The 11,286-nt window shown below is 52.0% G+C and carries 9 protein-coding genes; 1 reads left to right on the top strand and 8 read right to left on the bottom strand.

Going from position 1 to position 11,286, the window contains the following annotated elements; translation table 11 throughout:
- Positions 1-291 precede the first annotated feature (291 nt).
- The 8 genes from dut to H8L32_RS19385 all read right to left on the bottom strand — a co-directional run bounded on the left by dut (position 292) and on the right by H8L32_RS19385 (position 8,742).
- A complete protein-coding gene (gene dut, locus H8L32_RS19420) occupies positions 292-741 on the bottom strand; it encodes a dUTP diphosphatase (protein WP_186948905.1) in 450 nt (149 codons plus the stop codon).
- A gap of 58 nt (positions 742-799) precedes the next feature.
- On the bottom strand, positions 800-2,014 hold the full coding sequence (coaBC, locus tag H8L32_RS19415) for a bifunctional phosphopantothenoylcysteine decarboxylase/phosphopantothenate--cysteine ligase CoaBC (protein WP_186948928.1): 1,215 nt from the start codon (positions 2,012-2,014) through the stop codon (positions 800-802).
- 17 nt (positions 2,015-2,031) lie between these two features.
- The gene (gene lspA, locus H8L32_RS19410; RefSeq protein ID WP_186948904.1) at positions 2,032-2,559 is read right to left on the bottom strand and encodes a signal peptidase II; all 528 of its coding nucleotides are present in this window, start codon (positions 2,557-2,559) and stop codon (positions 2,032-2,034) included.
- A gap of 256 nt (positions 2,560-2,815) precedes the next feature.
- Positions 2,816-5,680 (bottom strand): isoleucine--tRNA ligase, encoded by a 2,865-nt coding sequence (ileS, locus tag H8L32_RS19405; RefSeq protein ID WP_186948903.1) that lies wholly within the window; start codon positions 5,678-5,680, stop codon positions 2,816-2,818.
- Positions 5,681-5,751: 71 nt separating this feature from the next.
- Positions 5,752-6,729, bottom strand: a complete 978-nt coding sequence (locus H8L32_RS19400) for a bifunctional riboflavin kinase/FAD synthetase (RefSeq protein ID WP_186948902.1) — start codon at positions 6,727-6,729, stop codon at positions 5,752-5,754.
- Positions 6,730-6,873: 144 nt separating this feature from the next.
- Complete coding sequence (locus H8L32_RS19395; RefSeq protein WP_456243412.1) at positions 6,874-7,293, bottom strand: DUF7684 family protein; 420 nt, start codon at positions 7,291-7,293, stop codon at positions 6,874-6,876.
- Positions 7,294-7,305: 12 nt separating this feature from the next.
- Complete coding sequence (locus H8L32_RS27825; protein WP_110257360.1) at positions 7,306-7,521, bottom strand: hypothetical protein; 216 nt, start codon at positions 7,519-7,521, stop codon at positions 7,306-7,308.
- A gap of 72 nt (positions 7,522-7,593) precedes the next feature.
- Positions 7,594-8,742 carry a methyltransferase gene (locus tag H8L32_RS19385; protein WP_186948899.1) on the bottom strand — a complete coding sequence of 383 codons (1,149 nt, stop codon included), beginning with the start codon at positions 8,740-8,742 and terminating at the stop codon, positions 7,594-7,596.
- 341 nt (positions 8,743-9,083) lie between these two features.
- On the opposite strand from H8L32_RS19385, the gene H8L32_RS19380 reads away from it, so the two are divergent.
- Positions 9,084-10,865: a DUF885 domain-containing protein gene (locus tag H8L32_RS19380; RefSeq protein ID WP_230412310.1), complete on the top strand. Its 1,782-nt coding sequence runs from the start codon at positions 9,084-9,086 to the stop codon at positions 10,863-10,865.
- Positions 10,866-11,286 lie beyond the last annotated feature (421 nt).

Below are 11,286 nucleotides of genomic sequence, written 5' to 3'. Positions count from 1 at the left end.
TGGCGACGCAAAAGAAAGTATCTCGGCCGCCGGGCCGAGACCCGGCCTGTGTCCACGAAGTGCAATCTTTTAATCAAAGTACGGCACACAAGCAACGTCGCTGGGCTCCAGCCTGCGCTGGAGCGACGATATGATGATTGCCGTATATCGGAAGAACCCCATCCTCATCCCTGCCTTCTCCTTGAAGGAGAAGGGGTAAAACCCCCTGGCTTGCGTACCGTGGCGCTTGCAAGTCGAAACAAAAAGCATGCATTACAAAAGTCCGGCACAGGCCGGACTCAACAACCATCCTCAATGCTTACCCGTACTCCCAAACCCACCCTCACCACGCTCACTCTGACCAAATTCATCAACGATATTAAAACCCACCTGCAACACCGGTACGATGATCAGTTGGGCCAGTCTTTCCATGGGTTGCATTGTGAATTCTGACTGGCTGCGGTTCCAGGTGGATACCATCAACTGGCCCTGGTAGTCGGAATCGATCAGGCCGACCAGGTTGCCCAGTACGATGCCGTTTTTGTGGCCCATGCCGCTGCGTGGCAAGATCATGGCGGCGTAGCCGGGGTCGGCGATGTGGATGGCCAGGCCTGTCGGGATCAGGACTGTCTGGCCTGGCTGTATGGTGATGGCGGCGTCGATACAGGCGCGCAGGTCAAGACCGGCGCTGCCGGGGGTGCCGTAGGCGGGCAGCAGGTCTTTCATGCGGCTGTCGAGGATTTTCAGGTCTATGTTTTTCATGATATTGAGCAAAAATAATGCCCAAAGGGCCTGCGCCCTTCGGGCATGAATGGAAGAATTAAATCAGGCTGGTACGCAGTGCTATTTCAGCTATCAGATTCTGGGCCAGGGTTTGCTTGTCGGCGCGTGGCAGGGCAGTATGGCCCTGCTCATCAAACAGCACCAGCTCATTGTCGTCCTTGCCAAAGGTGTGATGGCCGATATTGCCAACCAGCAGAGGGATGTTTTTCTTGAGTCGTTTGGCTGCGCCGTATTGCAACAGGTTTTCTGATTCGGCGGCAAAGCCTACGCAGTAAGGTGCATCGGGCAGGGCGGCGACGGCTGCCAGAATGTCGGGGTTTTGGGCAAATTGCAGTTGTGGCACATCACTGTCGCTGGTTTTTTTCAGCTTCTGCTCGCTGGCATTGGCGATGCGCCAGTCGGCGACGGCAGCAACGGCGATGAAGATGTCTTGTCTGTGTTGCACTGACTGGTTGAGTTGCGCCATCACTGCATCATGCATTTGCTGTGCAGTCTGTACCTGTATGCGGCGCACACCATACGGGGTATCCAGTGCGGTAGGGCCAGAGACCAGGGTGACGATGGCACCGGCCTCCCAGGCCGCCTGGGCGATTGCATAGCCCATTTTGCCGGACGATAGATTGGTGATGCCCCGCACCGGGTCGATAGGTTCGAACGTGGGGCCGGCGGTGATCAGCACATGTTTGCCAGCCAGGGTCTTGGGCTGGAAGGCAGCGATGATTTCAGCCAGCAATTGTGCAGGTTCCAGCATACGGCCCATGCCGGTTTCACCGCAGGCCTGGTCGCCAGCAGCAGGGCCCATGAGCTGTATGCCATCGGCCTTGATCTGTTGCACATTGCGCTGGGTGGCGGGGTTTTGCCACATTTCCACGTTCATGGCGGGAGCAATCAGCAAGGGCAGGTGAGCAGGGCGGGCAACGCACAGGGTGGACAGTAAATCATTGCAGGCACCATGGGCCAGTTTGAAGATAAAGTCTGTGCTGCATGGCGCAATCACGATGGCATCAGCATCACGTGTCAGGTCTATATGCGGCATATTGTTACTGATGCGCGCATCCCACTGATCGGTATAAACGGTATTGCCAGACAGGGCCTGCATTGTCACCGGGGTGATGAAATGGGTGGCAGATTCTGTCATCACCACCTGCACGTCGGCACCGGCTTTACCCAGCGCCCGTGTCAGTTCTGCGATCTTGTAGCAGGCTACGCCACCGGTCAGGCCCAGAACCATCTTTTTACCAGCCAGTCGCAGACTCATGGTGCTACTCCTTATTTTTTCACGCGGCGCAATTCATCCAGTATGAATAATGCCGCACCTATGCAAATTGCGCTATCGGCGATATTGAAGGCCGGAAAATGATAAATTTCCAGATAATGGAAGTCCAGAAAATCGATCACATGGCCATACAGCAGCCTGTCGATGACATTGCCAAGTGCACCGCCCATGATCAGTGCCAGTGCCGTGCAAAACAGCTTTTGCCCGGCATGGCGTTTCATCAGATAGGTAATATAGGCGGCTGCTATCAAGCCGATGGCGGTGAAGAAATAGCGCTGCCAGCCAGTTTCGGTGGCCAGGAAGCTGAACGCTGCCCCCTTGTTGTAGACCAGGGTCAGGTTGAAGAATGAGGTGATGCTCAGCGTCTCGGCATAGGCAAAGGCCTTGCTGATGGTGATCTTGCTGACCTGATCCAGCAAGATGATGATGGCAGCCAGGCCCAGCCATGGCACGAGGCCAGCACCGGAAGAGCTTGAGCCTGAATAATTATTGCTGGTAGCAGGACGTTTTTTGGTCGCCATGGGCATTGAACTCTTGTGAAGTCTTGGTGAATACGGGCTGGATCAGCGTATTAATGATTGATTGCTGACCCATCCTACATTACTTACTTATTTGCTTACTTAGAAAACCTGTTTACGATCTGTAGCGAGCGTGCGTCAGCGGGAGTAAGGGTAACAAAAGTGCAGCGCAAAAAGCGGAATGTACTTTGGTACATGAGCATTTTGAGCAGCACATGAGCCCCGATCACGCGCGCGCAGTAAGATCGTAAGCAGGTTTTTATGCATAGCGACGTGTTTCGCCTGCACCAAACAGATTGCTGACGCAACGGCCACACAGGCCAGGGTGTTCTGCATGGCTGCCTACATCCGCACGATAATGCCAGCAACGCTCGCATTTTTCATATTTGGATGGGGTAACGACTACTGCTTCTTCCGCTTCGCTGGCAACCTGCTCCACACCTGCTGCAGAGGTGATCAGGGTGAATTTCAAGTCGTCGGCAAAGCTGTTCAATACATCAAACTTGCTGTCGCTGGCCTTGATCGTCACTTCTGCCTGCAGGGATGAACCTATGCCACCCGCCACACGTACTTCTTCGAGTTGCTTGGTCACATCAGTGCGCACTGCACGCAAGGCGGCATACTTGACCAGCAAGGCTTCCGCATCGGCAATTTCTGGCAGGCTGTAATAAGTTTGCGTGAAGATGGTTTCATCACTGTCTTTGTAAGCATCGGCAGCGGCAAAGAACTGCCATGCTTCTTCAGCGGTGAAAGACAGCATCGGTGCCATCAGGCGCAACAGCGATTGCGTGATATGCCAGATTGCAGTTTGTGCAGAGCGACGTGCATGCGAAGTCGTGCCGCTGGTGTACAGACGGTCTTTCAGGATGTCGAGATAGAAACCACCCAGGTCTTCCGAGCAGAATGATTGCAATTTGCTGACCACGGGGTGGAATTCAAACGCATCAAAATGTGTCAAGATATCTTTCTGCAATGCCGCCATATTGGCGATGGCATAACGATCTATCTCTAACAATTCATTGATCGCAACGGCATCTTTGGCCGCATCGAAATCAGACGTATTTGCCAGCAAAAAGCGCAAGGTATTACGGATGCGGCGATAGGCTTCCGTCACGCGTTTCAGGATTTCGTCAGAGATGGACAGTTCGCCTGAATAATCAGACGACGCCACCCACAGACGCAAGATGTCAGCACCCAGCGTGTCAGATATTTTTTGCGGTGCCAGTGTATTGCCCAAAGACTTGGACATCTTCTTGCCATCGCCATCAACAGTGAACCCATGGGTCAGCAAGGCTTTATAAGGCGCACGGCCATCCAGCATCGATGCTGTCAACAGCGAAGAATGGAACCAGCCACGATGCTGGTCAGAACCTTCCAGGTACAGATCTGCCGGGAAGGCTGATTGCGCTTTATGTGAACCGCGCAAGACGGTCTGATGCGTCACGCCAGAATCAAACCAGACGTCCAGGGTGTCGCGGTTTTTCACATACATGGGAGCTTCATCGCCGAGCAAATCAGCGACTTCGATTTTTTGCCAGGCTTCGATGCCTTCTTTTTCTATGCGCAGGGCGATTTGTTCCAGCAGCTCAGGCGTGCGTGGATGCAATTGGCCAGTTTCTTTGTGCAGGAAGAAGGCCATAGGCACACCCCATTGACGCTGGCGTGACAAGGTCCAGTCAGGACGGTTGGCGATCATGCCATGCAAACGTGCTTTGCCCCATGCCGGGAAGAAGGCAGTGTCATCGATGGCCTTCAATGCGGTCTGACGCAGGCTGTCACCGCCCGCTTTGGGCGTATTGTCCATGCTGGCAAACCACTGTGACGTAGCGCGGTAGATGATCGGTGTCTTATGACGCCAGCAATGCATATAGCTATGCTCAAACATCTTGAACGCGAACAGCGTTCCTGCTTCACGCAATTTGTCGCAGATAGGCTTGGACGCTTCCCAGATCGTCATGCCGGCAAAGAAAGGCAGGCTGGACGCAAACTTACCATCACCCATGACAGGGGCGATGATGTCATCATCTTTCATGCCATGCGCCTTGCATGACTGGAAATCTTCGATACCGTAAGCCGGGGCAGAGTGCACCACGCCGGTACCAGTTTCTGTGCTGACGTATTCACCCAGGTAGACTGGAGAAAAACGGTCATAGCCCGCATCCAATGCTGACAGCGGATGTTTGAATTTGATTTCAGCAAGGTCAGCACCGAGGCAGGTGGCGATAACTTCACCTGCCAGACCGTAGTTGGTCAGGCTGGCTTCGACCAGATCTTTTGCCAGGATCAGCAGGATGTCTTCACCTTCACGCTGGGTCTTGACCAGTGCGTAAGTGATTTCCGGGTGCATGTTCAGCGCTTGGTTGGACGGGATGGTCCATGGCGTTGTGGTCCAGATGACGCAATACCCTTTGTCCAGCGGCAGTTTGTCGAGCTTGAAGGCGGCAGCCAGCTTGTCATGTTCCGCAAACGGGAAACCGACATCGATGGATGGATCACGCTTGTTTTCGTATTCGACTTCAGCTTCGGCCAGGGCAGAACCGCAATCAAAACACCAGTTGACCGGTTTCAGGCCGCGATAGACATAACCTTTTTCCAGCAATTTGCCGAGTGCACGCAATTCATCTGCTTCATTGCCAAAGGCCATGGTTTTGTAGGGATTATCCCATTCACCCAAAACACCCAGACGGATAAAGCCGGCCTTTTGTTTTTCTATCTGTTCATTTGCATACACGCGTGCCTTGGCATGCACCTCGGCCACTGGCAGGTTTTTGCCAAACAGTTTTTCTACCTGGATTTCGATAGGCATGCCATGGCAATCCCAGCCTGGCACATATGGCGCATCAAAGCCAGCCATGGTGCGGGCTTTGACGATCATGTCTTTCAATATCTTGTTGACGGCATGGCCCAGGTGAATATCACCATTGGCATACGGTGGGCCATCATGCAGGATGAATTTCGGGCGACCGGCAGATGCCTTGCGCACACGCTCATAGATTTTCTTGTCTTGCCATTCCTTGACCCACTTGGGTTCGCGCTTGGCCAGATCGCCGCGCATGGGGAAAGCTGTTTCGGTCATGTTGACCGGGTATTTACTGGCAGTTTTTGCCGCTTTGTTTTCAGACATAATGAGTTTTCTATTTTTAAAATCGGGATGAAGTCACAAGCAAGTACAGTAAAAGTACAACAAGGTGAGCTTCAAATTCGGTCAGTGGCAGAGCGTGCAGGACGGTGGCTGTCGGCAAAATAGGCGCGCGCCTGATCTGCATCCTTGTTGATGGCCGCAGTCAGGGTTGGCAAGTCTATGTATTTTTCTTCGTCCCGCAGCTTTTTCAAAAATTCTATCTGCACGACTTTGCCATACGCATCACCACTGTAATCAAATACATGGGTTTCCAGCAGCACGCGGCCACTGTCATCAACAGTGGGGCGCACACCCAGGCTGGCAACGGCAGGCAATGGTTGCTCGGCCAAACCGTGAACCTGCACGATAAAGATGCCATGCAGGGCAGGGCGATGATGGGCAATGCGCAGGTTCAGCGTAGGGAAACCAATGGTGCGCCCCAGCTTTTGGCCATGCACCACATGACCAGAGATACGGTAAGGATGGCCCAGCAAGGCTTCAGCCTCGTCAAAATCACCATTGACCAATGCCAGGCGTACCGCCGATGAAGAAATGCGCACGCCCTTGTTTTGTACCGAAGGCAGTGTTTCAACCGTAAAGCCAAAGCGCTGCCCGGCTTCAGTCAGCGTGGCGATATCGCCAGCGCGTTTGGCACCAAAGCGAAAATCTTCACCAACCATGACCCATTTGACATGCAGGCCATCGACCAATACTTTTTCTATGAAATCTTGCGGCGACAATGCGGCGAAGTGGGCATTGAAATGTTCAACGATGACTCTATCTACGCCTGCTGCCTGCAACGACGCCATGTTGTCGCGCAAATTGGCGATACGGGTAGGTGCTTTCGAGATGTCACCCATCATCTGGGCAAAAAATGCACGCGGATGTGGTTCAAATGTCATTACGGCAGCTTCTATGCCCAGACGTGTGGCGGCATCCCGCAAACGGGCAAGCAAAGTCTGATGACCCAGATGCACGCCATCAAAATTGCCTATCGCCAGCGCACAGGGTGCACGGGAGGCTGCATTTGGAAGTCCGCGAAATACCTTCATTGTTTCCAGAAAACTGCTGCAAAGCCTTAGATTATAAATCGTTTCAGCAGGCTATTAATCAGAAAAGGCAATTTAATGAATATAATGCAATTAAATCACCCGGTATTGGCTCATATTGTTATGTGATAAGAGCAGGCAGGCGTGTTAGCCAGCCATCTCATATCTACCAAGCAAGTCGCCAGATGCATCTTGTTGTGAAATATGAAAAATCAAGACATGATCTAATTCAATTGTGGGATGTTGGGCTGAAAATTTGCAAAAATGAAAGACTTCTTCTATGGTTTCATCGTCGTGCCAGGTCGTCATCAAGAATTTGTCTTCAGGAATGCCTTGGTCAATAAATTTCATGACAGGCACCATATCGAATGCATCATCCCAACTGCTGCAATCAACGCCCCAGGCCATCATATACAAACAACCTGCATCGACGAGGTGATTGCTGACCTTATCCTGCCATTCTGGTGTTACCGCATGATCGGCAAGCACTATCACTTTAAACGGCGGTGACGGTGTCAGTTCTGGCAGATCAGCGTTCGGATTGATGCACAGATATTGGACGGTCATTTTCACATCAAATTAATGATGATGCGACCACAAGACATCATTGGAGCTGAGATAGGACTGAACAGCTTCCTTGTTGCCGGTCGCGTGTTTCATGATTTCACCGCAGTTACAAATGCCCTGGTAGGGTTGAATGTGCGAGCAGGCAGAGACTTTTTGCAGGAAGACCTGGACGGATTTGCTGCAGTTTTTGCACTTGAAGGTCAGGATGCGGGCGGGTTTGTTGATCATGATGCTAATTTTCTAAACAATTAATAAATTCAGTGAGCAGGCCAGGGACTGGCACTGCTCACAATACAACTGCTATTTTAATTTTAAACGCCACAACGAAGTAACTTCTTTGACGCGAGCAGCATGCAAGGGATCGTTTTCATCCGTAGATTTTGGATGGCGCGGCTTGATATCCATCTTGCCGACAACGGTCAGACCGCCAGCTTCTATCCAGCCCGGCAAATCTGTGGCGTTGCGCAGACCCAGGTGTTCGGCAAAGTCGGACATGATCAGCCAGGCTTCGCCCTGTGGTTCCAGATGTTCTGCCACGCCTGCAAGAAAGCCGCGCAACATGCGGCTGTCAGGGTCATACACGGCATATTCTATCGGCGAATTGGGGCGTGCCGGCAGCCATGGCGGGTTACAGACCACCAATGGTGCACGGCCAGGCGGGAACAGGTCTGCATGTATCAATTCTATCTGGCCGGACAAGCCCAGCCTGTCCACGTTTTCACGGGCGCAGGCGAGGGCACGCTGGTCCTGGTCGGTCGCCACTATTTTTTTGATGCCGCGTTTTGCCAGCAAGGCCGACAGTACACCGGTACCCACACCAATATCAAAAGCCAGGTTGGTCGATGGCAACGGAGCCTTGGCCAGCAAGTCTATGTATTCACCACGTACTGGCGAAAAGACACCGTAGTATGGGTGGATTTTAGCGCCCAGTGCAGCAATCTCCACACCATTCTTGCGCCATTCATGCGCGCCTATCAGGCCCAGCAATTCTCGCAGGGATGCGACAAAAGCGGTCGTCGGTTCACCATATACTTCCTGGCAGGCTTGGGTCACGTCTGGCGCACGGCGCAGGGTGATGCGGTAGTCGGCTTCAAAGGGAATCAACACCATCGCCAGTACGCGGGCACGTTGCGATTGCGCCTGGCGATGCAGGTTGAATGCTTCTTTGGCTGATTCTGGTGCCTTTGCTTTCTTGCTGGCTTTGGCCGGTTTTTTATCGATGCGGCGTGCCAGTGCCTGCAATAGCTTTTTGGCATTGTGATAATCGCCACGCCACAGCAGGGCCGTGCCTTCGCATGCCAGCTTGTAGGCGGTTTCTACATTGATGCGGTCATCGGCAATCTGCACGCGTCTGGGGGCCGGCGCGCCGCTTTCTGAATGCCAGCGGCATGAGCGTGCTTCGTCGTTTTCTGTCCAGTGCAATTGCAGGATGGGTGTGGGGGTGTTCATGTTTTTCTTTTTGTGATGCTGCGGGTTTGCCATGACTGAGCGTGGCCAAGGCTGGAGTGTAACAAAGAAAGGCCCTTGAATGAGAGTTCAATATGGGCATGTCACCTTATGCCAGTTTGTTGCAAGCGTACTTTCTTTATTAGGACTTACGCAAAATCGTCCCAGCAAGGCGCAGCGACGAAGACAGTACTTTAGTACGGCAAGGAGCTGCAACGCAACTGGGGCGGTTTTGCGTAAGTCCTATTTATCTGAGGGCAATAAAAAATACAGCTGATGGCTGCTATCTTGTGTTAACCTCGTATTTCTTAATATATTAAGCCTGCGAGATATTTACTATGCCCATGCCATTTCGTCCTGTTCTGATTGCCACTTTGCTGTCTTCACTGGTATTGGCTGCGCCTGCCAGCGCGTCTGCTACGGTTGCCACGGCTGTGCCGACAACTGTTACCAAAAAAGCGGATCAGGGATTTGCCCGGATCAAGACGGCTTTCCTGAGCGCCTTGTGGCAACAGGATCCGGATATGGCAATGGCGGCAGGTCGCTACCAGGATGCGAATAAACTGGTATTGCCCAATCAGTCTACCCGCGACGCCTATGTGGCTTTTGCCGATCACTGGCTGGCGCAAATCGGCAAGATTGATGCAGAAAGCCTGTCTGCCAAAGAACAGACTGATCTGGCGCTGATACGTAATTACCTTAACGGCACACGCTGGTACCTGACGCAATTCCGCGAATTTGAATGGAACCCGACCCAGCACAATATCGCTGGCAGTTTTGATGCCATCCTCAATACCGACTTTGCACCTAAAGCCAAACGCGTGCTGGTAGCAATGCAGCGCCTGCAAGCCGTGCCTACGTATTACGCGGCTGCCAAAGTCAGCATCAAGAACCCCACGCCGGAACATACACGCCTGGCAATCAAGCAAAGCGCCGGTGCCATCGCTGTGCTGGCTGAACTGGAAAAAACAGCCGCACAGGAGAAACTGACAGTCAAAGACAAAGCTGCCCTGGATGAAGGTTTGAAAAATGCCCGTGCTGCCGTCAATGATTATGTGCAGTTTCTGGAAGCATTGGAAAAAACGCTGGGCCCGGCCACCGCACGCTCTTTCCGCATAGGCAAGGATTTATACGAAGGCAAATTTGTTGCCGATATCCAGTCTTCGCTTACGGCAGAGCAGACTTACCAGCGAGCACTGAAGTTCAGGGATGAAGCGCATCTGAACATGGAAAAACTGGCGGATCAGCTATGGGATAAAACCATGGGTACGCAAGCCAGGCCAGCTGACCGCGTCCGCAAGATTGCCATGGTCATCGACAAACTGTCTGAAAAGCATGTTGCCGCCCAAGACCTGTTCACCGAAATCCGCAGCCAGTTGCCGCAATTGGAAAAATGGATACGTGAACATGATCTGGTCAGCCTGAACGCCAAAAAGCCTTTGATCGTGCGTGAAACGCCGGTCTACCAGCGCGGTGTCAGCCTTGCATCAATAGAAGCCCCCGGCATCTTCAGGCCCAATGACAAGACCTATTACAATGTCACGCCTTTTGATGGCCAAAGCCCGGAACAGATAGAAAGCACCTTGCGTGAATACAATCACTGGGTCTTGCAGATACTGAATATCCATGAAGCCATTCCTGGCCATTACACCCAGTTGCAACATGCGAATCAGTCACCATCGGTGATCAAGACCCTGTTCGGCAACGGTGCCATGGTCGAAGGCTGGGCTGTCTACAGCGAACGCATGATGCTGGAATCGGGCTATGGCGGCAATACGCCTGAAATGTGGCTCATGTATTACAAATGGAATCTGCGTGCCGTTTGCAATACCATTCTCGATTATCAGGTACATGTGCTGGGCATGACAGAGGCAGAAGCCAAAGATTTCCTGATGAACCAGGCTTTCCAGACCAAGGCAGAAGCCGACGGAAAATGGCTGCGCGTGCAGTACACCTCAGTGCAACTGACCAGTTATTTCAGCGGTTACAGCGAGATACTGGAGTTCCGTGAACAGCTCAAAAAACAGCAGGGCGACAAATTCAAACTCAAGCAATTCCATGAGCAGTTCCTTAGCTATGGCAGTGCGCCTGTGGGGATGATCAAGAAGCTGATGTTGAAGGACTAAACCAAATTGGCAAGTAGCAGGTGATTGTTTTAATAGTGTCCTGAGTTACTAATTCGTTGAAGAATAAAATAACTCTGGACACAGCCTCGCTGAAATCAATGCCGGATACCGAGAAATTTGACGTGTTTTTCTCAGTGACACCTCTGTGTCTCTGTGCCTCTGTGGTGAGTGGTTTTGTGGATGTAACGACCCGCAGGTTTAATAACAATCTGGTGGTCACGGTTTGTTTATTTCGCATCAGCCGTAACGACATGAGTACAGCGTTGGCATTTTGTGTCTGTTGGTAAAAATGAGTGCCTGTTGCAAAAATATAGCAGTTATTTGAATAAATTCTTCATGCCATGCTTGTTTTATTTAAAAACATGTGGCAAGATAGCTCCATCGAATACTGCAGCACCCACTAAATAAACCAGCATATAAA

It is taken from the genome of Undibacterium hunanense (genome assembly GCF_014284335.1).
Taxonomy (GTDB): domain Bacteria; phylum Pseudomonadota; class Gammaproteobacteria; order Burkholderiales; family Burkholderiaceae_D; genus Undibacterium; species Undibacterium hunanense.
The sequence above is the reverse complement of the archived record's forward strand: the minus strand, read 5'-3'. Positions and strand labels throughout refer to the sequence as shown.